Annotated in this window: 20 protein-coding genes; 14 read left to right on the top strand and 6 right to left on the bottom strand. The window is 73.8% G+C overall.

Features of this window, described 5'->3' with window-relative positions; translation table 11 throughout:
* Window positions 1-213 precede the first annotated feature (213 nt).
* On the top strand, window positions 214-1,362 hold the full coding sequence (locus AB0K92_RS17960; protein WP_365923938.1) for an aminopeptidase P family protein: 1,149 nt from the start codon (window positions 214-216) through the stop codon (window positions 1,360-1,362).
* A gap of 58 nt (window positions 1,363-1,420) precedes the next feature.
* Window positions 1,421-2,365, top strand: a complete 945-nt coding sequence (locus AB0K92_RS17955; protein ID WP_365923909.1) for an aminoglycoside phosphotransferase family protein — start codon at window positions 1,421-1,423, stop codon at window positions 2,363-2,365.
* Window positions 2,366-2,420: 55 nt separating this feature from the next.
* Here the strand turns inward: AB0K92_RS17955 and treZ are convergent, their stop codons facing one another.
* On the bottom strand, window positions 2,421-4,166 hold the full coding sequence (gene treZ, locus AB0K92_RS17950) for a malto-oligosyltrehalose trehalohydrolase (protein ID WP_365923907.1): 1,746 nt from the start codon (window positions 4,164-4,166) through the stop codon (window positions 2,421-2,423).
* Window positions 4,167-4,339: 173 nt separating this feature from the next.
* Between treZ and AB0K92_RS17945 the strand changes: the two genes are divergently transcribed.
* The 3 genes from AB0K92_RS17945 (at window position 4,340) to AB0K92_RS17935 (ending at window position 6,854) form a co-directional block, all read left to right on the top strand.
* The gene (locus AB0K92_RS17945) at window positions 4,340-4,891 is read left to right on the top strand and encodes a DUF1707 and FHA domain-containing protein (RefSeq protein WP_365923905.1); all 552 of its coding nucleotides are present in this window, start codon (window positions 4,340-4,342) and stop codon (window positions 4,889-4,891) included.
* A 113-nt stretch (window positions 4,892-5,004) separates the two neighbouring features.
* On the top strand, window positions 5,005-6,354 hold the full coding sequence (locus tag AB0K92_RS17940) for a M14 family zinc carboxypeptidase (RefSeq protein ID WP_365923936.1): 1,350 nt from the start codon (window positions 5,005-5,007) through the stop codon (window positions 6,352-6,354).
* A complete protein-coding gene (locus tag AB0K92_RS17935) occupies window positions 6,351-6,854 on the top strand; it encodes an SSI family serine proteinase inhibitor (RefSeq protein ID WP_365923903.1) in 504 nt (167 codons plus the stop codon). The genes AB0K92_RS17940 and AB0K92_RS17935 overlap by 4 nt, the downstream gene beginning before the upstream one ends.
* 487 nt (window positions 6,855-7,341) lie before the next feature.
* Here AB0K92_RS17935 and AB0K92_RS17930 read toward each other — a convergent pair whose 3' ends face one another.
* Both AB0K92_RS17930 and lpdA read right to left on the bottom strand, forming a co-directional pair.
* On the bottom strand, window positions 7,342-8,589 hold the full coding sequence (locus tag AB0K92_RS17930; RefSeq protein ID WP_365923901.1) for a M14 family zinc carboxypeptidase: 1,248 nt from the start codon (window positions 8,587-8,589) through the stop codon (window positions 7,342-7,344).
* 133 nt (window positions 8,590-8,722) lie between these two features.
* Window positions 8,723-10,126 carry a dihydrolipoyl dehydrogenase gene (gene lpdA / locus AB0K92_RS17925; RefSeq protein WP_365923899.1) on the bottom strand — a complete coding sequence of 468 codons (1,404 nt, stop codon included), beginning with the start codon at window positions 10,124-10,126 and terminating at the stop codon, window positions 8,723-8,725.
* A 58-nt stretch (window positions 10,127-10,184) separates the two neighbouring features.
* Here lpdA and AB0K92_RS17920 point away from each other — a divergent pair, with 58 nt between their 5' ends.
* Both AB0K92_RS17920 and AB0K92_RS17915 read left to right on the top strand, forming a co-directional pair.
* On the top strand, window positions 10,185-10,310 hold the full coding sequence (locus AB0K92_RS17920; RefSeq protein ID WP_365923897.1) for a hypothetical protein: 126 nt from the start codon (window positions 10,185-10,187) through the stop codon (window positions 10,308-10,310).
* Entirely contained in the window at window positions 10,307-11,371 is a 1,065-nt protein-coding gene (locus AB0K92_RS17915; protein ID WP_365923895.1) for a LysR family transcriptional regulator, read from the top strand. Before AB0K92_RS17920 ends, AB0K92_RS17915 begins: the two co-directional genes overlap by 4 nt.
* Here AB0K92_RS17915 and treY read toward each other — a convergent pair.
* Both treY and glgX read right to left on the bottom strand, forming a co-directional pair.
* Entirely contained in the window at window positions 11,292-13,652 is a 2,361-nt protein-coding gene (gene treY, locus AB0K92_RS17910; RefSeq protein ID WP_365923893.1) for a malto-oligosyltrehalose synthase, read from the bottom strand. The genes AB0K92_RS17915 and treY overlap by 80 nt on opposite strands.
* 128 nt (window positions 13,653-13,780) lie before the next feature.
* Window positions 13,781-15,898 (bottom strand): glycogen debranching protein GlgX, encoded by a 2,118-nt coding sequence (glgX, locus tag AB0K92_RS17905; RefSeq protein WP_365923891.1) that lies wholly within the window; start codon window positions 15,896-15,898, stop codon window positions 13,781-13,783.
* Window positions 15,899-16,084: 186 nt separating this feature from the next.
* Between glgX and AB0K92_RS17900 the strand changes: the two genes are divergently transcribed.
* The 4 genes from AB0K92_RS17900 (at window position 16,085) to AB0K92_RS17885 (ending at window position 20,553) form a co-directional block, all read left to right on the top strand.
* Window positions 16,085-16,939, top strand: coding sequence for a Tat pathway signal sequence domain protein (locus tag AB0K92_RS17900; protein WP_365923889.1), 855 nt, complete (start codon window positions 16,085-16,087; stop codon window positions 16,937-16,939).
* A 90-nt stretch (window positions 16,940-17,029) separates the two neighbouring features.
* On the top strand, window positions 17,030-18,337 hold the full coding sequence (locus tag AB0K92_RS17895) for a copper amine oxidase (protein ID WP_365923887.1): 1,308 nt from the start codon (window positions 17,030-17,032) through the stop codon (window positions 18,335-18,337).
* A gap of 110 nt (window positions 18,338-18,447) precedes the next feature.
* Complete coding sequence (locus tag AB0K92_RS17890; RefSeq protein WP_365923885.1) at window positions 18,448-19,698, top strand: SAV2148 family HEPN domain-containing protein; 1,251 nt, start codon at window positions 18,448-18,450, stop codon at window positions 19,696-19,698.
* Window positions 19,699-19,827: 129 nt separating this feature from the next.
* Window positions 19,828-20,553 (top strand): 3'-5' exonuclease, encoded by a 726-nt coding sequence (locus AB0K92_RS17885; protein ID WP_365923883.1) that lies wholly within the window; start codon window positions 19,828-19,830, stop codon window positions 20,551-20,553.
* A 96-nt stretch (window positions 20,554-20,649) separates the two neighbouring features.
* Here AB0K92_RS17885 and AB0K92_RS17880 read toward each other — a convergent pair whose 3' ends face one another.
* On the bottom strand, window positions 20,650-21,513 hold the full coding sequence (locus tag AB0K92_RS17880; protein ID WP_365923881.1) for an aminoglycoside phosphotransferase family protein: 864 nt from the start codon (window positions 21,511-21,513) through the stop codon (window positions 20,650-20,652).
* Between the two features lie 209 nt (window positions 21,514-21,722).
* Between AB0K92_RS17880 and AB0K92_RS17875 the strand changes: the two genes are divergently transcribed.
* The 3 genes from AB0K92_RS17875 to AB0K92_RS17865 are packed head-to-tail and all read left to right on the top strand — an operon-like array spanning window position 21,723 to window position 24,780.
* Window positions 21,723-22,664 carry a sugar ABC transporter permease gene (locus tag AB0K92_RS17875; RefSeq protein WP_365923879.1) on the top strand — a complete coding sequence of 314 codons (942 nt, stop codon included), beginning with the start codon at window positions 21,723-21,725 and terminating at the stop codon, window positions 22,662-22,664.
* Entirely contained in the window at window positions 22,661-23,494 is an 834-nt protein-coding gene (locus AB0K92_RS17870; protein ID WP_365923877.1) for a carbohydrate ABC transporter permease, read from the top strand. The genes AB0K92_RS17875 and AB0K92_RS17870 overlap by 4 nt, the downstream gene beginning before the upstream one ends.
* Entirely contained in the window at window positions 23,494-24,780 is a 1,287-nt protein-coding gene (locus AB0K92_RS17865; RefSeq protein WP_365923875.1) for a sugar ABC transporter substrate-binding protein, read from the top strand. Before AB0K92_RS17870 ends, AB0K92_RS17865 begins: the two co-directional genes overlap by 1 nt.
* Window positions 24,781-24,787: the final 7 nt, after the last annotated feature.

Below are 24,787 nucleotides of genomic sequence, written 5' to 3'. Positions count from 1 at the left end.
CCACGGACCCACCCGCCGCAACCGGGCACCCGCCCGCCGCGACCGCGCACCCATCCGCCCCCACCGTGCACCTTCCCACCAAGGCCGGGCACCCTCCCGCCAAGGCCGGGCCCCCCTCCGCCAGCCATGAAAGCGCCGCGCACCGGCTCGCGCGGCCCCCGCTGGCCGGGCAGGATGCTGCCCGTGGTTCCCGCACCCGCCGAGGAGGCCCGGATGACCGGCAGCAGCACACCCGCGGGCAGGGGCGCGGCCGCGCCCTTCACCGCCGACGACTACCGGGCCCGCATGGAGCGCGCCGCGCGGGCCGCCGCCGACGCCGGGCTGGCCGGGCTCCTCGTCGCCCCGGGGCCCGACCTCGCGTGGCTCACCGGTTACGCGCCCACCGCGGTCACCGAACGGCTCACCCTGCTGGTCCTCGCCGCCGGCCGGGACCCCGTCCTCGTCGTCCCCACCCTGGAGGCCCCCGACGCCGAGAAGGCCGCCGGCGCGCCCGCACTGACCCTGCGTGACTGGACCGACGGCAAGGACCCCTACGCCGCCACCGCCGCCCTCCTCGACGCCACCGGCACCTTCGGCGTCAGCGACAACACCTGGGCCATGCACCTGCTCGGCCTGCAGAAGGCGCTGCCCGGCACCTCCTACGCCTCCCTCACCGAGGCCCTGCCCATGCTCCGCGCGGTCAAGGACGAGGCGGAACTGCGTCTCCTGGCGGCTGCGGGGGCCGCCGCCGACGCCACGTTCGAGGAGATCCGGAAGGTTCCCTTCGGCGGGCGCCGGGAGTCCGACGTCGCCGCCGACCTCGCCGGCCTGCTGCGCCGCTCCGGTCACCAGCAGGTCGACTTCACCATCGTCGCCTCCGGCCCGAACGGCGCCAATCCGCACCACGAGGCCGGCGACCGGGTCATCGAACGCGGCGACATGGTCGTCCTCGACTTCGGCGGCCTCAAGGACGGTTACGGCTCCGACACCTCCCGTACGGTCCACGTCGGCGAACCCACCGACGAGGAGCGCCGGGTCCACGACATCGTCCGCGAGGCGCAGGAGGCGGGGTTCCGCGCGGTGCGGCCCGGTGTGGCCTGCCAGGAGGTCGACCGGGCGGCCCGCGCGGTCATCGCCGACGCCGGGTACGGCGAGTACTTCATCCACCGCACCGGCCACGGCATCGGCGTCACCACCCACGAACCGCCGTACATGATCGAGGGCGAGGAGCAGCCCCTGGTGCCCGGCATGTGCTTCTCGGTGGAGCCCGGTGTCTACCTCCCCGGCCGGTTCGGCGTCCGCATCGAGGACATCGTGACCGTCACCGAGGACGGCGGCCGTCGCCTGAACGACACCCCGCGCGAGATGGTGACAGTGGACTGAGACCGACGCGTTCCGCCCTCCCGTCCCCGTACGCCCGCACACGACAACGGCCCCGACCATGACCCAGGCACCGACACCCACCGCGGACACCGTCCGCCGACTCGTCCGTTCCCTGCTCAAGGAGGGCGCGGGCACCGCCGCAGGCCCCGACGTCCGGCCGGTCGCCGACGGCGAGGACGCCGTCACCTGGTGGGTCGGCACCCGCCATGTGCTGCGGCTCGCCCCCGACGCCGACGCGGCCGTCCGGCAGCGCCGCGAACTGCGGTTGCGCGACCTGGTCCGGCCGCACCTCCAGGTCGCCGTGCCGACCAGCGTCGCGCACGGCGAGTGGGCCCCGGGCCTCACCTACACGCTGGACACCAAGGTGCCCGGCGGCTCCGGCGAGCAGCACGAGGTCTCCGCCCTGGGCGAGGCCGACCTCGCCGGGCTCCTCACCGGTCTGCGCGAGGTGCCGCCGCGGCAGGCGGAGGCGCTGGGCGTGCCGCGCACCGCCCCGCGCTCGCTGGAGGCGCTGCGCCGGGCCGCCGTACAGGCTGCCGAACGCCTGGCCGAAGCGGACGAGTTCGACGCGGCGCGGCTGCGGCAGCTCACCCCGCCCGCCGCAGGCCAGCTCACCGTGCAGCCCGGCGGAGCGGTCCTCGTCCACCACGGGCTCACCGGCGCACACCTGGTGGTGAGCGCCGACGGCAGGGTGCGCGCGGTGCTCGGCTGGGCCGACGCGGTCATCGGCGACCCGGCCGAGGACATCGCCGGGCTCGCCCGCGCGGTCGGCGCCCCCGCCGCCGTGCGCGCCGCGACTCTCGCCGGCTACGGCGCCCGCCCCTGCCTGCGCGGCCTGTGGCTGGCCCGCTGCGACTCCGTCCGTCACCTCGCCGAAACCCTCTCCGGCCGCGCCCGCACGCCCCTGCCCCTCCTGCGCGCCGAGCTGCGCCGCGCGTGGGAGCCGATCCTGCTGGAACGGGTGACGGACCTGCGGGAGGACGTCACGGGCGACACCCTCTGAGGGGTGTTTCGCCGATCAGCCGGGCCGAGTACGACCCGTACCCGGCCACCCCCGCTCACGGCTGCGCCAGCACCACGCACGACTCCGCGGGCACCCGCAGCACCCCCTGCGCGTCGGGGCCGTCCACCGGCTCCCACGCGGCGAGGATCTCGGCCGGGCGGGTGCCCAGGGGGATCACCGCGGGCTCCCCGGCCAGGTTCACGGCCACGCACACGTCACCGCGCCGGAAGGCGAGCCAGCGGGCCTCCTCGTCGTAGGCCACCTTGATGTCCGACAGGTCGGGGTCGGTGAGGTCGGGCTGCCGGTGGCGCAGCGCGACGAGGCGGCGGTACCAGGCGAGCACGCGCGCGTGGGGCTCGCGTTCCGGCTCCGACCAGTCCAGGCACGAGCGCTGCCGGGTCGCCGGGTCCTGCGGGTCCGGGACGTCCTCCTCGGCCCACCCGTGCGCGGCGAACTCCCGCCGCCTGCCCCGCCGTACCGCCTCGGCCAGATCGGGGTCGGTGTGGTCGGTGAAGAACTGCCAGGGCGTGCCCGCCGCCCACTCCTCGCCCATGAACAGCATCGGCGTGAACGGCCCGGTCAGCGTCAGCGCGGCGGCGCACGCCAGCAGCCCGGGGGAGACGAGCGAGGCCAGCCGGTCGCCCTGGGCCCGGTTGCCGACCTGGTCGTGCGTCTGGCTGTAGCCGAGCAGCCGGTGCGCGGCCACCCGTGTGCGGTCCAGCGGACGCCCGTGCCGACGGCCGCGGAAGCTGGAGTAGCTACCGTCGTGGAAGTACCCGCCCGTGAGCGTCTTGGCGAGCGCCTTCATGGGGGCGCGCGCGAAGTCCGCGTAGTAGCCCTGCGACTCACCGGTCAGCGCCGCGTGCACGGCGTGGTGGAAGTCGTCGTTCCACTGCGCCTGCAAGCCGAAACCGCCCTCCGCGCGCGCGGTGACCAGCCGGGGATCGTTCAGATCGGACTCCGCGATCAGGAACAGCGGCCGGCCCAGGTCCGCCGCCAGGGCGTCCACCGCCGTGGACAGCTCCTCCAGGAAGTGGCACGCGCGCGTGTCCACCAGCGCGTGCACCGCGTCCAGCCGCAGCCCGTCGATCCGGTAGTCCCGCAGCCACGCCAGCGCGCTTTCGACCAGATACGCGCGCACCTCGTCCGAGCCCGGCGCGTCGAGGTTCACCGCCGCGCCCCACGGCGTCTGGTGCGTCTCGGTGAAGTACGGCCCGAATTGCGGAAGGTAGTTGCCCGACGGGCCCAGATGGTTGTGGACGACGTCCAGCACCACGCCGAGACCCAGCTCATGGGCCCGGTCGACAAAGCGCTTCAGCGCCTCGGGGCCGCCGTACGGCTCGTGCACCGCCCACAGCGACACCCCCTCGTACCCCCAGCCGTGGCGCCCGGGGAACGGGCACAGCGGCATCAACTCGACGTGCGTCACGCCCAGTTCCGCCAGATGTTCCAGCCGTCCGGCCGCCGCGTCCAGCGTGCCCTCGGGGGTGTACGTGCCCACGTGCAGCTCGTACAGGACCGCGCCCGGCAGCGGGCGGCCCGCCCACTCCGTACGCCACGCGTACCGCCCCTGGTCGACGACCGCGCTCAGCCCGTCCGGCCCGTCCGGCTGGCGGCGCGAGCGCGGGTCGGGCAGGACGGGACCGTCGTCCGGCGCGAAGCCGTACCGGGTGCCGTCCCGCGCCTCCGCCTCGGCGATCCACCACCCCGCGCGCTCGGGATCGCGCTCCATCGCGTGCGTGACTCCCTCGCAGTGGAGCGTCACTCGGCCGGCCTGCGGTGCCCACACCTCGAACTGCACGGACGGTTCCCCTTCGTCTGCCCACGGTGACGTAGCCCGTCCATGGTGCGTCAAAAGAGATCAATCCGCTTTTGAATCTTCCCTTTTGCGCCGGGTGTCGTCGGATACGCGCACGGGAGGACCGATTCCATGATTTCTGGACACCTGGGGTTCACTGACCGACAATCACCAGCGTGACGTCGTCTTTCGAGTTCCCGGCCTCCCTGCCGCGCCCCTCGGACGCGGAACGCGATCAGGCGCTGAAGGTCCTGCGTGACGGCGTCGCCATGGGCCGTCTGTCCCACGACACCTTCATCCGGCGGATGGAACTCGCCCTCGCCGCCCGCCGCTCCGACGAGCTGGCCGCGCTCACCGCGGACCTGCCCACCGAGGGCCGGTTCTCCCGGATCGTGTTCGGCACCGTCGAGGCCGTGTCCGGCTTCGGCGAGCGGCTGCGCCGGGCCTGGCAGGCCGAGCGGCTGCCGAAGCTGCTGCTGCCCCACCCGTCGGCGGGCGGCTGCCTGCGCATAGGCCGCGACCCCGCGAGCGGGCTCAGGCTGACCCACGAGACGGTCTCGCGCGCGCACGCCGAACTCAGCCGTCAGGGCGGCATGTGGATCCTCCGCGACCTCGGCTCGACCAACGGCACCACCGTCAACGGCCGCCGCGTCATCGGCGCCACCGTCGTCCGCGAAGGCGACCAGGTGTCCTTCGGGCAGGTCGCGTTCCGGCTCGCCGCGCACTGAGACGACGGTCAAATCACGGCTCCGGTCGCGGTGTTGACGTACACCTGAAGTCGTGACTGACTGTGCCTACACCACATACACCAGGTGAACCGACGGCGCCACGGAGGTGTGCTCTGCCGCCCCTCCGCCGTTACCCGACCGTCGACGAGCTGGGCGCTCGGGCCGCCGCCCTGGTCGCCCGGCACCCGCGCGACGCCCGGCTGCGCCGCGTCGGCACCTCCCGCGCGGGCACGCCCCTGTGGCTGCTCTCGGTCGGCCACGGCGGCCGCCAGGCCCTCGTCGTGGCCGGACCGCACGCCAACGAGCCCGTCGGCGGGGTCACCGTGCTGCGCCTGGCCGAGCGCGCCCTCGCCGATCCGAGCCTGACCGAGGGCGCCGACGCCACCTGGAACCTGCTGCTGTGCCTCGACCCCGACGGGCTGCGCCGCAACGAGGGCTGGCTGAGCGGCCCGTACCACCTCGGGCGCTACTTCCGGCACTTCTTCCGCCCCGGCTTCCTGGAACAACCCGAGTGGCTGCCCGACGGCGCCGCCGCCGCGGCCCTGCCGGAAACGCGTGCCCTGCTCGCTCTCCAGGACGAGCTGAAACCTTTCTTCCAGTGCTCTCTGCACGGCGTCGACGTCGGCGGCGGCTTCGTCGAACTCACCCGTGACCTGCCGGGACTCGCCCAGCGCGTCGCCGACATCGCCACCCGGCTGGGCGTCCCGCGCGAACTCGGCCCCTACGACACCCTGTACTGGCCGAGCCTCGGTCCCGCCGTCTACCGCATCCCACCGCCCCACCCGGGTGACCGGGCCGCGGCCATCACCGAGGCCGCCGTCGAGTCCACCTGGTTCCACCCGCACCGGTACGGCACCGTCACGGCCGTCGTGGAGGCGCCCATGTGGGGCGTGGCCGCCGTGGAGGACGCCTCCGTGCCCGCCGACCCGGAGGCGGTGCTGCGCACCGTCAGCCGCACGCTGCGGCACGACATGCGGCTGCTGCGGGAGCTGCTGGCCCGCCTGGCCCCGTACGCCGCGGGCGCGCCGGACGCGGACCGCCTGCGGCTGCCCGTCGACGACTACCTGCTCGTCTGGCCCGGTCTCGCCGACGCCTGGGACCCGGACAGCGCCCACCGGACCCGGCCCCTGCCACCGCCGGACGCCGGTCACCTGACCGCCCTGCGGATCGCCGGGCGCCGGCTCGCCCTGCGCACGGGCGGACTGCTGCACCAGCTCGTCACCCGGTCCGGCCGTGACCCGGCGGGCGTGCTGCCCGAGCTGGACCGGCTCCTGGACGCCTGGTGCGCCGACTACCGCGACGGCTGCGGCGCCGCGTGGGTCCCGGTGGCCCGCCAGGCCGAGTACCAGTCCCGCGTGGTGCTCGCCGCGTTCGAACTGGCCGCGCGGCAGGCGCCCGCGCGGTTCCGTTCGGGTGAGCCGGACTGGGGTTCCGAGCCCGTCGTGCCGATGCACCGGGAATGACGCACACCATCACAGCGAAGGCCGCCCGCCGCCGGCCGCGGGGTACGGCCGTGACGCCGGCCGTGACGGCGGCCGCCCTGTTCGCCGTCCTCGCCGCCACGGCGGCCCCCGCGCGGGCGATGGCCGAGCCGGCCGCTCACATCGGTCACAGCACCTGGCTCCACCTCACCGTCACCAGGGACGACATCCCCACCCCGGGTCTCGGCTTCTCCCTGCGACCCGGACCGCGACCCGTCGGCGACACGCGCGGCACCCTGCTGCTGTGCGACCCACCGCAGGGTCACACACGGGCCGCCGAGGCCTGCGCCCAGCTCGACGCCGCGGCCGGCGACATCCGCCGCTTCCCGCTGAGGGACGCCGCCTGCCCGATGGTCTACGCACCGGTGACCGCGGAGGCGCGCGGCGAGTGGCAGGGGAACCCCGTCGACTACCGGGAAACCTTCCCGAACGCGTGCGCGATGGAGGCGGTGACGGGGGTGCTGTTCGCCTTCGACGCCTGACGCGGCGCGGCGCGTGTGCCGTCGGGTCTGACTCGGGCGCGGCGTCGGGGTCTGGTGTCTGCGGGCTCTGCAGACACCCGGTTTCGACGGGGTGGTCGGGGCCGGGGGCCCGGTGATGCCGGATGGCGCACGCGTGCGACTCGGGTGCGGCACGCGTGTGCCGTCGGGTCTGACTCGGGCGCGGCGTCGGTGCCCGGTGTCTGCGGGCTCCGCGGGAGCTTGGTTCGGGCGGAGCGGTCGGGGCCGGGGACCCGGTGAGACCGGACGGCCACGCGTTCCGCTCGGGGGAGTCGCCGGTGCGCTACCCGGGCGGGGGCGCGGGCCGACCGGTGGGACCGGGCCGTGGCGGGCCTCGGGCCGGCCTCGGGAGCACATCGAGGGGGATCGGCGCTGGTGCGGCGTCACGGGCGGCTGCGTGGGCACGGGGCGCGTCAAGTCTCGGGAACCGGCATGGGGGCGGACCGGCGCGACTCTGCCGCCGCCCGCGTCACGCCGCGCGTTCGCGTGCGTGCAGGGCCGCCGCGACGACCGTGCGGGACTGGTGCTCGACCTGGTGCCGCAGGGGGATCCAACGAGCGCGGAAGCGGTCCGCGAAGGCCTCGCTCCAGGTGGTCACGAGCCGTTCCAGCCGGGGCACCGCGCGGTCGTCGGCCTCGCGCAGGACCCGCAGCAGCATCGCCGCGGCGCGCAGCGGCAGCCGCCGGGCGAAGGCGTCCACGCTGCCGACGTACGCCATGGTGTGGTCGGCGGGCGGTGTGTGGATCAGGTCCGCGGCCAGGCCCGGCACCAGCTCCAGCACCCATCGGGTGGCCCGCAGCAGGGGCCCGTCGAGGCCGTCCAGGCGGGGCAGCGCCTCGGTGAGGACGTCCTCGACCTCCCGCGCGTCCCGCAGCAGCCGCTCCGCCAGCCGCCGCAGCGCCGCCGCCGGGGCGGGGTGGGGCGCCGGATCGTCCACGAGGTCGCTCGCCCACATCGGCACCTCGACCACCGCGGTCAGACCGCCGTACCGGTGCGCGTGGTACCAGGTGCTGTGCCGGGCGTCGTCCGGCAGGCTCGGGTACGCGATCGAACCGGGCGCCGGCATCACATGCACCCCGGGGCCCGACGCGGGCCAGCCGGCGGCGTCCGACGCGCCCGTCTCCACCGGGATGTGCAGCTCCGCCGCCGACTTGGCGAACGGTTCCGCGAGCCCCGGTATGTCCCGGGTCAACTGCACCCAGCTGCCGCCCAGATCGGTTCCGTGCAGGGTCACCTGGAGGTAGGGGCGCAGCTCGTCGATCACCCCGGTCAGGGCGCGGGTCTCGGGCGGCAGCCGGTCCGGGGGCAGCACGGCCGGCGACCACTCCGGCTGCTCGGGTCCGGCGGGCCGGAAGAAGCCGCGGTGGTAGTCGAGCAGGCTGCGCGGCGCCGGCGTCACATGCAGGCTCGCCCCGTCCGGGTCCGCGCACAGCAGGAAGTGCCAGGACGTCCCCGACCGCAGCGACGGTTCGGCCACCACCCGCTCGGCGAGCGCGAGGAGCGTGGAGCCGCCGGCCGGCTCGTTGGCGTGGGCGCCCGCGACGACGAGCACCGCGCGCCGCGCGCGGCCGACGGACAGCACGTGCAGCGGGCGCCCCGCGCGGGAGGTGCCCACCTCGCGCAGGGTGCACAAACCGGGGTGCGCCGAGGCCAACGCGCGCGTGGAGACGACCAGTTCCGCCACAGTGGGATAGCGCAGCTCCGGCAGGTGACTCACCCCCGTTTGTCCGCCCGGCTCGCACCGGCAGTACCGCACGGTCCAGGGGCGGTGTCAAGGCAACGAGAGGGGAGGCTCCGGGGGGCGCTCAAGTGCACATCCGGCCTGTGCGCGGGGGTGCGCGCCCCGGTGGTCACTGCTGGTGCAGCCCCCGTCCGGCGAGGGTCAGGAACGCCTCGCCGACCGCCTCCGACAGCGTCGGGTGGGCGTGCACGTGCCGGGCGACGTCGGCGGGCTCCGCGTCCCAGCCGACGATCAACTGGCTCTCGGCGATCATCTCGGACACGTGGGGGCCGACCAGGTGCACGCCCAGCACCCGCCCGCCGCCCGCCTCGGCGACGACCTTCACCGTCCCGCCCTGCCCGTGCACCATCCCCTTGGCCACGGCCGTCAGCGGCATCGTGTTCACGGCCACCTCGTGCCCCCGCGCGCGTGCCTCCGCCTCGCTCAGGCCCACCGATGCCGTCTGCGGCGACGAGTACGTCACGCGGGGCACCGCCGCGTAGTCGACCGGCGCGGACGCCACCCCCGCCAGTGTCTCCGCCACCAGCAGGCCCTCGGCGAAGGAGGCGTGGGCCAGCCCGGGGGACGGCGGGGGCAGCAGGTCGCCCACGACGTGCACCCCGGGCACGGCCGTCTCCAGCTGGCCCCAGTCCGCCGGTACGACGAATCCCCGCTCGTCCGCGGCCAGGCCGGCGGCGGCCAGGTCCAGGTGGTCGGTGACCGGGACCCGGCCGACGGCCACCAGCAGCCGCTCGGCCTCCACCGCGCGGACCTCTCCGCGGGCGGTGCGCACACGCGCGCGCACGCCGTCCGCCACCACCTGCGCGTCCAGCAGCCGCGCGCCGGCGCGCACGTCGATGCCGCGCTTCTTCAGACCGCGCGTCACATGCCGTGAGACATCGGCGTCCTCCAGTGGCAGGATCCGGTCGGCGGCTTCCACGAGGGTGACCCGCGCACCCATGGAGCGGTGGAACGAGGCGTACTCGACGCCGATCGCGCCGCCCCCGAGCACCAGCACGGAATCCGGGAGCGCGGGCACGAACAGGGCGTCGTCACTGGTCACCACGCGCCGCCCGTCCGGTGTGAGCCCCGGGAGCGTGCGCGGGCGTGAGCCGGTCGCGAGGACGATCCCACGGCGCGCGGCGAGGTCGCGCACGCCGTCCACCCGGACCGAGCGCGCCCCCGTCAGCCGCGCACTGCCCCGCACCACCCGCACCCCCGCGTGCGCCAAGTGCGCCTCCACGCCCCTGTGGTTGCGGGCCACGATGCCGTCCCGGGTGGCGACCAGTGCCGGCCAGTCCACCGCCTCCAGGGTCGCCTTCACCCCCCACCGCTCGCGTGCCTCCGCGATCCCGTCCACCAGTTCCGCCGCGTGCAGCATCGCCTTGCTGGGGATACAGCCGCGGTGCAGACAGGTCCCGCCCACCTTGTCGCGCTCGACGAGCACGACCTCGAGACCGAGGGCCGCGGCACGCAGGGCGGTGCTGTAACCGCCGGTGCCGCCGCCGATGACGATGACGTCCGCTGTGTCCATGCGCCCAGCCTCCGCCCGCCCCTTGCCATGCGTCCAAGGCAATGTTCTTGTGGATCCGATGAACGACGTTTATGGCAGCGAGCACGCGCACAGCCACGACCACGACCACGACCACGACCACGGGCGCGACTGCGACCCCAACCCCGGCCACGGCCACACACACGGCCAAGGGGAACCGGCATGAGCCTGCGTCAGATGGAGTACTTCCTGACCGTGATCGAGGAAGGATCCTTCACCCGCGCCGCCGAGGTGCTGCACGTGTCACAGCCCGCGCTCTCGCACCAGATCAAGGCCCTGGAACGGTCCGTGGGCGGCGCGCTCCTGGAACGCCTCCCGCGCGGAGTGCGGCTGACGCCGATGGGCCGCGCCTTCCGCCCGCACGCCGAACTCGCGGTCCGCAGCGCCGCCCAGGCCCGCCGCGCGGCCCGCGCGACCGCCGGCGCGGAGGGCGGTGAGCTGCACATCGCGGCCGTCCACGCGCTCGCGGTCGGTGTCCTGCCGGAGGTGTTCGCCCACTGGGGCGCCACCCACCCGGACGTGTTGCTGCGCTTGCACGAGTACGCCGAGACCGCCTCCCTGAGGGATGCCGTCGAACGCGGCACGGCCGATCTCGCCATCGGCCCGTCGCCCGCCGACTGGCCCGGCAGCCTCGTGCCCCTGGGGGAGGAGGAGATCGTCCTCGTCGTGCCGTTCGACGACCGCTTCGCGGGCCGTACGTCGGTGTCGCTGCCCGAACTGGCGGACCGGCCCTGGGTCCGCTGCGCCATGGAACCCCTCGTCCAGGGCGAGCGGGTCCTCGACTGGGCCTGCCGCCGGGCCGGCTTCACGCCCCGTACCGCGGTGTGGACCGAGCACAGCTCCACGGCGGTGCGGATGGCCGCCGCCGGCGCCGGAGTGTGCGCCGTGCCCTCGCACGTCGTCCGCGGCGCCGTCGGCGAGGACTGCGTGGTGCTCTCGCACGAGCCGCCCTGGAAGCGGCCCCTGAGCCTGTTCTCGCGCGTGCCCCCGACCGGCGTCACGGAGACCTTCACCGACCTCCTGCGCGCCCGCCTCCCAGCCGAGGCACCCGTCACCCCCGCCCCCGCCCCCGCCTCGGCCCCCGCTCCCGCTCCGGCCCCGGCGCACCTCCCTCCGGCCGCCCCGGCCCCGGCCTCCCCGCCGTCGATCAGTCCCCGTCGCCCACCCGCTCCAGCAGCGCCACCGGAAGGTGCTCGAACAGCTCCTCCACGCGCGCGTGCCCGGTGAACTCCCGCCCACCCGGGGTCAGCGCGTCGGCCCAGCGGCCCGGCGGCAGGGCGAGCCGGGTGTCCCGCCAGCCGCCCGCCCCGGCCAGGCGGAGTGACAGCCGGGTGACCGCGGTGACGGCCTGCCCGGAACGCGCGTACGCCAGCACGTGGTCCGCCGCGGGCCCCTCGGCGGCCAGCGGCGCGTACGACGCCGCCACCCCGAAGACCTCCGGCCGCCGCGCCCGCAGCCGCAGCGCCGCGGCCGTCACCGCGCCCTTGACGCCGGCATCCTCGGGCGGGAACCGCACGAGCCGCCGGTTGTCCGGGTCGACCAGGCTGCGGCACTCGGCCTCCGTGCCCTGGTACACGTCCGGCACCCCCGGCATCGTCAGATGCACCAGCGCCACCCCCAGCACGTTCGCCCGGATGTGCGGCTCCAGCTCGCGGCGCAGCGCGGCCATCCGCTCGCCCGGCGCCCCGCACGGCCCCGCCGCCACGAACGCCGCCACGGCGTCCTCGTACGGCGGCTCCTGCTCGGTCCAGCTGGTGTGCATCCCGGCCTCGCGCACATGCTTCAGCAGCGCGTCCCGCACCCGCTCCGGGTCCGCCGGGCCCAGCCCGAAGACGGTCTGCCAGGCCGCCCAGGCCAGCTGCCCGTCCGGGGCGCCCGTGTCGGCCCGGCTCACCTCGCCCAGCGCCTCCGACCAGCGCTCCGGGCACTCGGTGAGCACCATCAGCGCCGCCCGCACGTCCGCGCTGCGCTTGGTGTCGTGCGTGGAGACGACGGTCCCCGTGACCGGCCAGTCGCGCTGCAACCGCGCGCAGTACGCGTGGAACTCCCCGGGGGACACCGCCGGCCGCCCCGGATTCCCGCCCACCTCGGTGGCCGACAGCAGCGGCACATAGCGGTAGAACGCCGTGTCCTCCACCGACTTCGCGCGCAGCGCCGACGCCGTCTGCGCGAACCGGGTGCGGAACTCCAGCCGGTCCGGCCCGTCGCCGTACTCCCCGAGCAGCAGCCCGCGCACGACGTCGACCGCCCCGGCCTCCTCCGGCACGGCGAACGCCTGCCGGGCCGCCGCCGCGTGCTCCTCGGTGACGACCAGGGCGGCGTCCTCGGACTCGTAGGGCCGGTACACCTCCAGACGGACCAGGAGCTCGCGCAGCGCCGTGCGCAGCGCCCAGGGGGCCCGGTCGCGCAGCGCCGGATCCGGGGAGGCGGCGCACAGCCGGGTCACCACGCGGGTCAACCGGTCGAGTTCGGTGGCCAGCTCGTGCTCCAGGACCCGGTGGGCCGCCCGCCGCGCGGTGGCCTCCCAGTGCCCGCCCCGGTCCGTCTGCGGGGCCGCGAACCGCCGGTAGCGGGAGAGCAGTTCCGCGGCGCCCGCCGGGTCCGTGAACACGCCGTCCACGTGCCGCAGGGCGTCGTAGCCCGTGGTGCCCGCGACCGGCCAGGCGGCGGGCAGCCGCTCGCCGTCCGACAGGATCTTCTCGACGACCGTCCAGCGGCCTCCGGTCGCCTCGTGCAGCCGCCGCAGGTAGCCGTCGGGGTCGGCGAGCCCGTCGGGGTGGTCCACGCGCAGCCCGTCCACGACCTCCTCGCGCAGCAGCCGCAGCAGGGTCGCGTGCGTGGCGTCGAACACCTCGGGGTCCTCCACGCGGACCCCGATCAGCTCCGAGATGCTGAAGAACCGCCGGTAGTTCAGCTCCGTCCGGGCCAGCCGCCACCACACGGGCCGGTACCACTGGGCGTCCAGCAGCTGCGGCAGCGGCAGGTCCTCGGTGCCCTCCCGCAGCGGGAAGACCTGGTCGTAGTAGCGCAGCACGTCGCCGTCGGCCCTCAGGTGCGTCAGCTCCGCGCCGAGCGGACCGCCCAGCACCGGCAGCAGCACCTGGCCGCCCTGCGCCTCCCAGTCGATGTCAAACCACCGCGCGTACGCCGATTTCGGCCCCTCCCGCAGCACCTCCCACAGGGCCCGGTTGTGCCGCGGCGCCATCGCCATGTGGTTGGGCACGATGTCCACGACCAGGCCGAGACCGTGCTCCCGCGCGGTGCGGGACAGCGCGCGCAGCCCGTCCTCGCCGCCCAGCTCGCCGCGCACGCGCGCGTGGTCCACCACGTCGTAGCCGTGCAGCGAGCCGGGGACGGCCTCCAGGACGGGGGACAGGTGCAGGTGCGAGACGCCGAGCGAGGCCAGGTACGGCACGGCCGCCGCCGCGGCGGCGAACGGGAACTCGGGCGTGAGCTGGAGCCGGTACGTGGCCGTGGGCACCGTGGGGTGAGCTCGCTGAGGGGTCATGCAGAGCTACGTACCCGCCCCGCCGCGTTTCGTGTCATCGTCCCCCGGCCGGGCGGCGGGCACATGGGCCGGACGGGGTACGGCGCGCGCGGGGCGGTGTACCCCGGACGCGCGCCGTACCCGGCCCCTCAGGCGGGCCGCTGCAGCACCGTCAGGCTCCGGTCGACGAGCCGCAGCCGCTCCCCGGCCGCGACCTTCGCGCCCGAGCCCGGCGGCACCCCGTCCGGGCGGGCGGTGTCGACGACGACCTGCCACTGGCGGCCGTGGTTGACCGGCACCAGGAAGTCCAGCGCCTTGGGGGAGGCGTTGAACATCAGCAGGAAGGAGTCGTCGCTGATGCGCTCCCCGCGCGGACCCGGCTCGGAGATGGCGTTGCCGTTGAGGAACACCGTCAGGGCCGAGGCCTGCGCCGACTCCCAGTCCCGCTGGGTCATCTTCCGGCCGTCGGGGGTGAACCAGGCGATGTCGGACAGGTCGTCGTGGGTGCCCTCCACGGGCCGGCCGTGGAAGAAGCGCCGGCGGCGGAAGACGGGGTGGTCCTTGCGCAGCCACACCATCGCCCGGGTGAACTCCAGGATTTCCCGGGGCAGGCCCTCGCCGTCCGGCCATTCCACCCAGGACAGCTCGCTGTCCTGGCAGTAGGCGTTGTTGTTGCCGCGCTGGGTGCGGGCGAACTCGTCGCCGTGGCTGATCATCGGCACGCCCTGGGACAGCATCAGCGTGGCGATGAAGTTGCGCATCTGCCGCGCGCGCAGCTCCAGCACGGCCGGGTCGTCGGTCTCGCCCTCCGCCCCGCAGTTCCAGGAGCGGTTGTGGCTCTCGCCGTCGCGGTTGTCCTCGCCGTTGGCCTCGTTGTGCTTGTGGTTGTACGACACCAGGTCGTGCAAGGTGAAGCCGTCGTGGCAGGTGACGAAGTTGATCGAGGCGAGCGGACGCCGGCCGTCGTCCTGGTAGAGATCGGACGAGCCGGTCAGCCGGGAGGCGAACTCCGCGAGGGTGCGCGGCTCGCCCCGCCACAGGTCCCGCACGGTGTCGCGGTACTTGCCGTTCCACTCGGTCCACAGCGGCGGGAAGTTCCCCACCTGGTAGCCGCCCTCGCCCACGTCCCACGGCTCGGCGATCAGCTTCACCTGGGACACGACCGGGTCCTGCTGCACCAGGTCGAAGAAGGACGACAGCCGGTCCACCTCGTGGAACTGGCGGGCGAGGGTGGCGGCGAGGTCGAAGCGGAAGCCGTCGACGTGCATCTCGGTCACCCAGTACCGCAGCGAGTCCATGATCAGCTGGAGCACGTGCGGGGAGCGCATCAGCAGGGAGTTGCCGGTGCCCGTGGTGTCCATGTAGTAGCGGGGATCGTCCGCGAGCCGGTAGTACTGCGGGTTGTCCAGCCCCCGGAAGGACAGGGTCGGGCCCAGGTGGTTGCCCTCGGCCGTGTGGTTGTAGACCACGTCGAGGATGACCTCGATGCCCGCCTCGTGCAGGGCGCGGACCGCCGACTTGAACTCCAGCACCTGCTGCCCGCGGTCGCCCCAGGAGGCGTACGCGTTGTGCGGGGCGAAGAAGCCGATCGTGTTGTAGCCCCAGTAGTTGTTGAGGCCCATGTCGACCAGCCGGTGATCGTTCACGAACTGGTGCACGGGCATCAGCTCCAGTGCCGTCACGCCCAGTTCGGTGAGGTGTTCGATCAGCGCCGGGTGGGCCAGTGCGGCGTAGGTGCCGCGCAGCTCCTCCGGCAGCCCCGGATGGCGCATGGTGAGGCCCTTCACATGCGCCTCGTAGATCACCGTCTTGTGGTATTCCGTGCGGGGCGGCCGGTCGTCGCCCCAGTCGAAGTACGGGTTCACCACGACCGAGGTCATGGTGTGCGGGGCGGAGTCCAGGTCGTTGCGCCGGTCGGGCGCGCCGAAGTGGTAGCCGTACACCTCCTCGCCCCAGTCGATCGTTCCGCTGATCGCACGCGCGTACGGGTCGAGCAGCAGCTTCGCCGAGTTGCAGCGCAGCCCGCGCTCCGGGGCGTAGGGGCCGTGCACGCGGTAGCCGTACCGCTGCCCCGGCATCACGCCCGGCAGGTACGCGTGCCGTACGAACCCGTCACTCTCCCGTAGTTCCACCGCCGTTTCCGAGCCGTCGTCGTGCAGCAGACACAGCTCTACTCGGTCCGCGGCCTCCGTGAAGACCGCGAAGTTCGTGCCGGCGCCGTCGTAGGTGGCGCCGAGTGGATACGCCTCTCCAGGCCAGACCTGCATGGATACGACTCTTCCAGGTGTGCCGCGCGACGAGGGGTGCCTTGGGTCCGAGTCTCCTTCGAAAGTGAGGGAACCTTCCCTGCCCTCTTTCCCTCTTACCGGGCGACCAGTGCATACGCGTCTGCACGAACAAGCGGGGCACCGACGGACGTACTCCCAGATACAGCGCGGGAGCAGGGGGACGATGTGCGCGAGACAGTGCGCCGCCACCTGGGCAAGGTGGTGGCCGGAACGGGGATCGCGGTCGCGGGGACCGCGCTGATGGTGGGGATCACCCTGCCGGGCACGGCCGGTGCGGAGGACTCGGCCGGGGGGCCGGGGGCCGGCCGCACGGCCGGACAAGCGGTCGCGGGGCGGGCGCCGGGCGGCCCGGGAGGACAGGGCGGCCCGGACGGACAGACCGCGGTCGAGCCGGGCGCCGTCGAGGAGGCGCCGCCCGAGGGCGAGAAGGGCACGGGGCGGGACCCGCTCACCGACGACGAGGCGAAGCGGGTCGAACGGATCGCGCTCAGCCCGCAGCTCGTCCGCTCCAGCGAGGACGTCGACGGGGACCGCGGGCCGCAGCGCGTCGGAATCGAGCTCGCCGATCCGGAGGCCGGCGAACTCGACGACCCGGGCGCGCCCCGGCGCGCCGAGGTGAGCTTCTACGACTACAAGGACGACACCCTCGTCACCCGGACGGTCAACCTGGAGACCGGCAAGGTGGAGCGGACGGACACCCAGCGGGGCGTCCAGCCGCCGCTGAGCCGGGCGGAGGAGACCGAGGCGGCCCGGCTGCTGCTCGCCGATCCGCTGGCCGCGGAGCTGAAGACGGACCACAAGGACGCCACCGGCGAGGAACTGACCTCGCCGGACCAGCTCGTGCTGCACAGCATGATCTACGACGCGGCACCCGGTGCCCAGCCCGCCGCTCTCGACCGGTGCGGTGAGCACCGCTGCGCGCGGCTGTACCCGAAGGTCAAGAACGGCCCGTGGATCGACGCGGGGCACCTGGTGATCGACCTGAGCACGCGCAAGGTCACCGCGCTCGACCGCGACTGAGCCCGTCGAGGGTTCACTCTGCCAACTCACCTCCAGAGGACCTGCTCCTCCCATGAGGGCTTGCTTCTCCTGTAAGGGAGTCAATCTCTGATGTCTGCGAGAAGAATCAGCCGTGCCCGTACGCGGGCCGCCCTAGGACTCACCCTCGCCGCGCTGGCCGCCGGAACCGCGGCCGGCGCGGGGCCGGCCGCGGCCGAGCCCGCCGGCCAGTCCGAGGCCGCCCCCGCGGCGCCCGCCGCCGACTGCAGCGCGGCTTTCCGGATCGAAGAGAAGCTTGTCTCCGGCACCACCTGGCGGATGTGCTGGCGTCCCGAGCCCCGCGAGGGGATCGTCCTGGAGGACATCTCCTATCAGCCGCCGGGCGAGGCCCGCCCGATCAAGGTCCTCAACAGCGCCAAGCTCGCCCAGATCCACGTGCCGTACGACGACGGCCACAGCGAGTTCAACGACCTGACGGACTACTTCTTCGGCAAGGGCTTGCTGGAGATGTCGCCCGGCGAATGCCCCGGCGGCACCATCAAGACCGTCAAGGTGCCCGGCTCCGCCGCGGTCAAGGGCCTGTGCACCACCACCCGCGCCCGCGGCCACGCCTACCGCTACCAGCCGGACACGGGCAAGTCCTATCAGAAGCAGGGCAGGGACCTGCTCGTCTACAGCGTCAACGAGGTCGACTGGTACGAGTACATCACCGAGTGGCGCTTCTCCGACGACGGCACCATCTCCATGAACGTCGGCGCGACCGGCAGCCTCTCGCCCCACGACTACGACGCCGGTGACGGCCGCGGGTGGCCGATCGGCAAGGGCGCCGAGGCCAGGGCGACCAGCCACAGCCACAACGTCTTCTGGAAGCTCGACTTCGCGCTCGACGGCTCCTCCAAGACGAAGATCGAACAGTACGACTCGACGGTCAGCCCGCCCGGCCAGGGCCGCCCGGGGCCGTCCAACAAGACAACCCGCACCAAGGTCGCCAAGGAACTCGCCGGCGATATCAAGAACATGCGCTGGTGGCGCGTGGTGAGCACGGCCGGCAAGAACAAGGACGGGCACCCGCGGTCGTACGAACTGGTTCCCGGCCCCACCGCCAAGTACCCGGGCCGTGCCTTCACCAAGCACGACATCTACTTCACCGAGTACAAGAAGTGCGAGCAGTACGCCAGTGACAACCCGCACGACTGCGGTCCCGGCGGCGGGCGGTCGGTCGACAAGTGGGTCAATGGGCAGACCCTCACCCGGCCCGTGGTCTGGATGAACATCGGCTTCCACCACATCGCCCGCGACGAGGACCAGCAGCCCATGCCGGTCCACTGGCAGGGCTTCTCCATCTCCCCGCGCGACGTCACCGCTATGAATCCGCTCACTCCGAAGGAGCTGGCGGGCGAGAACGGCCAACCCGACTAGGGAGGTTGAGTAAAGGTCCGCGTCCATCAGGCTGCACCGCCGACCGCTCCCGGAGTACCCTTCCTTGATCGTTGACACGGGAGTGGCGGTAAGTGGAAGGCGGTGCGCGGGTGGGCTCGGGAGGGCTGGAGCTGCCCCCTGGTGACGAGGCTGGTCACGAGGGGAACTCCACAGACGTCCCGCCCGGCACGGTGTCCCTGGCCAGACCGATGGAGACGGGCTCCATCGGCCCAGAACTGGACTGGGACGCCGACGCCTGGCGCGAGGTGCGCACCCGCGCCCAGCGGGCGGGCCGGGCGTACATCTGGCTGAACCTGGTGGAACAGCGGCTGCGCGCGGTGGTGGCCGCCGTGCTGCGCCCCATCTACGAACCCGTCCACGGCGACGACTGGGTGGTCGCCGCCGCCGGACCGGCCGGCCAGGAGTGGGTGCAGCGCGCGGTCGCGGTCCGCGAGGTCAGCCGCCGCAAGGGCTATCTGCTCGACCCGGCCGACGACAACGTCCTCAGCTTCCTCACCCTGCCGCAGCTGCGCGAGCTGATGGTGCAGCACTGGCCGTGCTTCGAGCCGTACATCGACGAGCGCCGCGATGTCGAACTCGCGCTCGACGAACTGGAGGTGACCCGCAACGTCGTCTCCCGCAACCGGGCCCTGTCCGAGGCCGTGCTGAGCCAGGCCGAGCGGGCCTCGGCGCGGCTGCTGGAGATCCTGGGCGCGGGCGGCGACGTGCCGTCGGCGCGCCGGCTGCCCGTCGACGCGGTCGAGGACCTGGTCGGCGACCGGTACGCCGACGTGGTCGCCGTCCACCCCGACCGGGTGCGGCTGCTGCGCCAGTTCCCGGCCGAGGACATCTTCGGCCGCGCCCGCCGCCTCGACGCCATCGGCATCGGCCTCAACCTGCTCGTGCAGAACTTCTCCGGGCGGCGCCTGGTCCGCCTCGCCGAGGCCGGCTGCCGGGTCCGGCTGCTGTTCCTCAACCCGGCCTCCAGCGCCGTGAAGCGGCGCGAGCGCGAACTGGGCATCAAACGCGGCGAACTGAGCCGGGCCGTCGAGATGAACATCCTGCACATGCGCCGGGTGCGGGCCCGGCTGCGCGACCCCGGCGCCTTCGAGATCCAGGTCTTCGACGAGACCCCGCGCTTCACCGCCTATCTCGTCGACGGCGACGGCTCCGACGGCATCGCGGTCGTGCAGTCCTATCTGCGCCGGACGCGCGGCATGGAGGCGCCCGTGCTGGTGCTGCGCGGTGGCAGCCGGGTGGTCAGGGCGGACGACCCGGAGGGGGCGCTGGACGGCGGGCTTTTCCCCACCTACCGGGAGGAGTTCGAGCTGGCCTGGGCCGATTCGCGGCCTGTGTCGTGAAATGCGGCCTGTGGTGGGGAACGCGGCTCTTGGCGCACCGCTAAGCGGAAGGCGGTCCGCCGATTGTCAGTGGCGCATGCGAGGGTGGAGACCACTGGGGGAGAGCACCACCGAGGAGGGGGACCGCCCATGGGCTGGCACCGGGAGCTGCTGACCGGCTTCGACCTGGAGACGACGGGGACGGATCCGCACACCGCACGCATCGTCACGGCCGCCGTGATCGAGGTCAGGGACGGGCAGCCCCTGGGCCGCAGGGAATGGCTCGCGGACCCGGGGGTCGAGATCCCGGCGGACGCGGTCGCCGTGCACGGCATCAGCAACGAACGCGCGGCGGCCGAGGGCCGGCCCGCCGACCGGGTCGCGGACGCCGTCGCGGACGTCCTCACGGGGTACTGGAAGACGGGCGTCCCGGTCGTCGTCTACAACGCCTCCTTCGACCTGACCCTGCTCTCCGCCGAACTGCGGCGGTACGGCCTGCCGTCCCTGCGCGACCGCCTCGGCGGCCAGGCCCCCGCCCCGGTCATCGACCCGTACACCATCGACCGCCGCGCCGACCGCTACCGCCGCGGCAAGCGCACCCTCGAAGCCGTCTGCACCGAGTACGGCGTGCCGCTCGACTCCGCCCACGACGCCACCGCCGACGCCCTCGCCGCCGCCCGGCTGGCCCGCGCGATAGCCGGCCGCCACCCCAAGATCGCGGCCCTCGGCCCGGCTGAGCTGCACCGCCGCCAGATCGAGTGGTACGCCGAGTGGGCGGCGGACTTCCAGAACTTCCTGCGCCGCAAGGGCGACGCGGCGGCCGTGGTGGACGGCGCCTGGCCGGTGCGGGAGCCGACCACTGCGGCTACCGGCTGACCGGCCGGCCACCGCGACGACCGGCTGACCGGGCGACCACCGCGGAGAACCATCTCCCCGGCCGACCGGCCGGCCGCCGCGGGGAACCACCTCGCCTCAGAACGGATACCAGCGCACCGCCGGGTCCCCGTCCCGCAGCGACGCCACCCGCCGCTCGAACTCGGCCAGCGCCTTCGGGTTCCCCGGCGCCTGCTGGGCCACCCAGGCGCAGCTCGCCGTCTCCCGGGCGCCGCGCAGCACCGCACAGCCCTCCCACTCGCGCACGTCCCAGCCGTAGGCCGCGGTGAAGGAGTCGTAGGCCTCGGCCGGCAGGCCGTAGCGGTCGCGGGAGAGGGCCATCACCACCAGGTCGTGCTCGCGCAGATCGGCGGAGAAGGTCTCCAGGTCCACCAGGACCGGCCCGTCGGGACCGATGTGCACGTTGCGGGGCAGCGCGTCGCCGTGGATGGGCCCCCGCGGCAGCCGTGGGGTGAGCGCGGCCGCGGCCGCCGCGAAACCGTCCCGCCGCTCGCGCAGATACGCCGCGTCCGCGGGGTCGATCGCCTCGCCGGCCAGACGCAGCCAGCGTTCCACCCCGCCCAGCAGATCGCGGGGCGGCAGCTCGAAGGGGGGAGAGGGCAGTGCGTGGACGATCCGCAGCAGCGCGGCCAGATCACGCGGCTCCGCGGGGCGTACGGGGTCGGGCAGCCGGTGCCACACCGTCACCGGGTGGCCTTCGACGAGCAGCGGCTCCGGCTCGGCCGCCCGCACCGCGGGGACACCGGCCTCTTCCAGCCACCCCGCGACGGCCAGCTCACGGCGGGCCCGGCCCAGCAACTCGGCGTCGCGGCCCACCTTCACGACCAGGCCGCCGGAGGCGAACACGGCGTTCTCGCCCAGGGCGAGCAGCCGGGCGTCCCGCGCCGGGCCGGGCAGCACTCTCGCCCTGGCCAGTACGTCCCGCGCCTGTGCCTCGTCCATCGCCCGCCTCCGTCTTCGTCTTCGTCTTCGTCGCTGTCGTCCGTCGTGCCCTCGCACCGGGGTGGCCGGTTTCCGCCGCCCCGCGGTCAGTCTCGCATCCGCACAGGTCGGACCGTGTGCGCGGTGCCTTGACGGCGCATCCCCCCTTCACGACCATGACGGAGGCCCGCCGGGCCCGGACCGTCACGAGCCGCCAAAGGAGCCGATACGTGACCGTGGTGACCGAGGCCGGGCGCGCGTCACAGAGCCCGCCGAGCCCGGGCCGCCGAAGGCGTGGCGGCGGCGCCGGCCCCGGTGCCTGGTTCCTGGTGCTGCCCGCGCTGATCCCCATCCTGCTGCTGAGCGTCGGCCCGCTGCTCTACGGCGTCTCGCTGGCCTTCACCGACGCCCAGTCGGGCCGCACCGAGCCGACGCAGTGGATCGGCGGGCTCAACTTCACCGACCTCGCCCGCGACACCCTGTTCTGGGAGTCCTTCCGCATCGGCCTGGTCTGGGCGGTCGGGGTGACGGTGCCGCAGTTCCTGCTGGCGCTCGGCCTCGCGCTGCTGCTGAATCAGAACCTGCGGCTGAGATGGCTCGCCCGCGCGCTGGCGATCGTGCCGTGGGCGATGCCGGAGGTGGTCGTCGGCATCATGTGGCGGCTGGTCTACAACCCGGACGCCGGCATCCTCAACGAGACCCTGCGCGACCTCGGCCTCGGCGACGGCCGCGACTGGCTCAGCGGCCTCGGCACCGCGCTCCCGGCGGTGATCCTCGTCGGTGTCTGGGCCGGGATGCCGCAGACCACGGTCGCCCTGCTCGCCGGACTGCAGAACATCCCGCGCGAACTGCACGAGGCGGCGGCCGTCGACGGCGCGGGCGCCTGGCGCCGCTTCCGCACGGTGACCTGGCCCGCCCTGCGCCCCGTCGCGCTCGCCGTCACCGCCCTGAACTTCATCTGGAACTTCAATGCGTTCGCCTTGGTCTACGTCCTGACCAACGGCGGCCCCGGCGGCCGCACCCGCCTTCCCATGCTCTTCGCCTACGAGGAGGCCTTCCGGTACGGCCAGTTCGGGTACGCGGCGGCGATGGGCTGCGTCATGGTGGCGGTGATCTCGGTCCTGCTCGCCGTGTTCCTGGCCGGCCGGCTCAAGGGAGGTGACGACGCGTGAGGACCCGTACGGGAGCCCGGATCGGACAGTACGCGGCGCTGCTCGCGTATCTGCTCTTCCTCGCCTTCCCCTTCCTCTGGCTGCTCTCCACGGCCTTCAAGCCGCCGCGCGAGCTGGGCAGCCCGCACCCCGCCTGGATCCCCGACCACCCCACCCTGGCCAACTTCCGGCAGGCCTTCGACGAGCAGCCACTGCTCCAGGCGGCGCTCAACTCGCTGCTCGCCGCGGCCGGGGCCGCCCTCGTCGCCGTGCTGATCGCCACGCCGATGGCCTACGTCATGGCCCGCCACCGCACCCGGCTGGCGCGGGCCGCGACCGGGTGGGTCGTGGTCAGCCAGGCGTTCCCGTTCGTGCTCGTGATCATTCCGCTGTTCCTGCTCCTGAAGAACCTGCGGCTGATCGACTCCCTGGCGGGGCTGGTGCTGGTGTACGTGGTGTGGGCGCTGCCGTTCGCGCTGTGGATGCTCGTCGGATACGTCCGCGCGGTGCCCACCGAGCTGGAGGAGGCCGCCGCGGTCGACGGGGCCGGGCGGCTGCGGACCCTGGTGTCGGTGACCGCGCCGCTGCTCGCGCCGGGCATCGTGGCGACGGCGCTGTTCGCCTTCATCACCGCGTGGAACGAGTTCTTCTTCGCGCTGGTCCTGCTCAAGTCCCCGGAGAAACAGACCCTGCCCGTGATCCTCACCCACTTCATCGGCGCGGAGGGCGTCGCCGACCTCGGCCCCCTCGCCGCCGCCGCGTTCCTCGCCACCCTGCCCTCGCTGGTCGTCTTCGCTGTCATCCAGCGGCGGATCACGGGCGGCATGCTCGCCGGGGCGGTGAAAGGCTGATGCGCACCCGGTTCACGGCCGCGCTCGTCGCGGTCCTCGTACTGCTCGCGGGCTGCTCCGGCGGCGGGGACGACCGGCGCGGCGACGGCCGGATCACCCTGCGGTTCCAGTCCCTGGCCTGGCAGCAGGAATCCGTCGAGGCCAACAAGGAGCTGGTGGCCGAGTGGAACGCGGCCCACCCGGACGTCCGCGTGGAGTACGTCCAGGGCAGCTGGGACAGCGTCCACGACCAGCTCCTCACCTCCTTCGAGGGCGGCGAGGCCCCGGACATCATCCACGACGCCTCCGACGACCTCGCGGACTTCGCGTACGGCGGCTACCTCGCCGATCTGACGGACCTGCTGTCCGAGCGGCTCAAGGCCGGCATCCCGCGGCGCACCTGGTCCACGGTGACCTTCGGCGACGGCGTCTACGGCGTGCCGTTCCTCCAGGAGCCCAGAGTCCTCATCGCCAACGCGACCTGGCTGCGGGAGGCGGGGGTGCGCATCCCGACGCCCGAGGACCCGTGGACGTGGGCGGAGTTCCGCGAGGTCACGCGGCAGTTGTCGGGGGACGGGAAGTACGGCGTGGCCTGGCCGCTGAAGGAGCCCGTCTCCGCCACGCTCAACCTCTCGCTGTCGGCGGGCGGCCGGCTGTTCCACCGGGGCGCGGACGGAAAGGTCACCGTCCGTTTCGAGGAGGCCGACGCGGTGCTGCCGCGCACGATCCACGACCAGGTCACCACCGACCGCAGCGCCTCGCCCACCACCCTGGGCAGCGGCGGCTCGGACACCCTGCCCGGCTTCTTCGGCGGCAGGTACGCGATGGTCCCGCTGGGCTTCTCCTACCGTCAGCAGATCGTCCAGCAGGCCCCGGAGGGCTTCGACTGGCAGGTGCTGCCCGCCCCGGCCGGCGCGGACGGACTCGCCCAGGGCGTCAGCCCGCAGACGCTGTCCATCGCCGAGGACAGCCCGCACAAGAAGGAGGCCGCCGCGTTCGTCGACTTCCTGCTCCGACCGGAGAACATGGTGCGGCTCGCCCTCGGCGACTGGATGCTGCCGACCGGCACCGAGGCGCTGAAGGACCCGGCCCTGCACACCGCCGAGCACGGCTGGGCGACCGGCACCGCCCTCGCCGCCCACCTGCGCTCGGCACCCGCCCAGGCGGTCCGGGGCTATCCCGAGTGGAAGGACAAGGTGGCCACCCCGGCGTTCCAGGAGTACTACAGCGGCGCGATCGGCCTGGAGGAGCTGCGCGACCGCCTGGAGGACGACGGCAACCTGGTGCTGGCCCGCTACCAGCGCTGAGCACTTC

This window comes from Streptomyces sp. NPDC052687, from assembly GCF_040678395.1.
In the GTDB taxonomy this organism is placed as follows: domain Bacteria; phylum Actinomycetota; class Actinomycetes; order Streptomycetales; family Streptomycetaceae; genus Streptomyces.
This window is presented reverse-complemented; position numbering and strand designations above follow the sequence as displayed.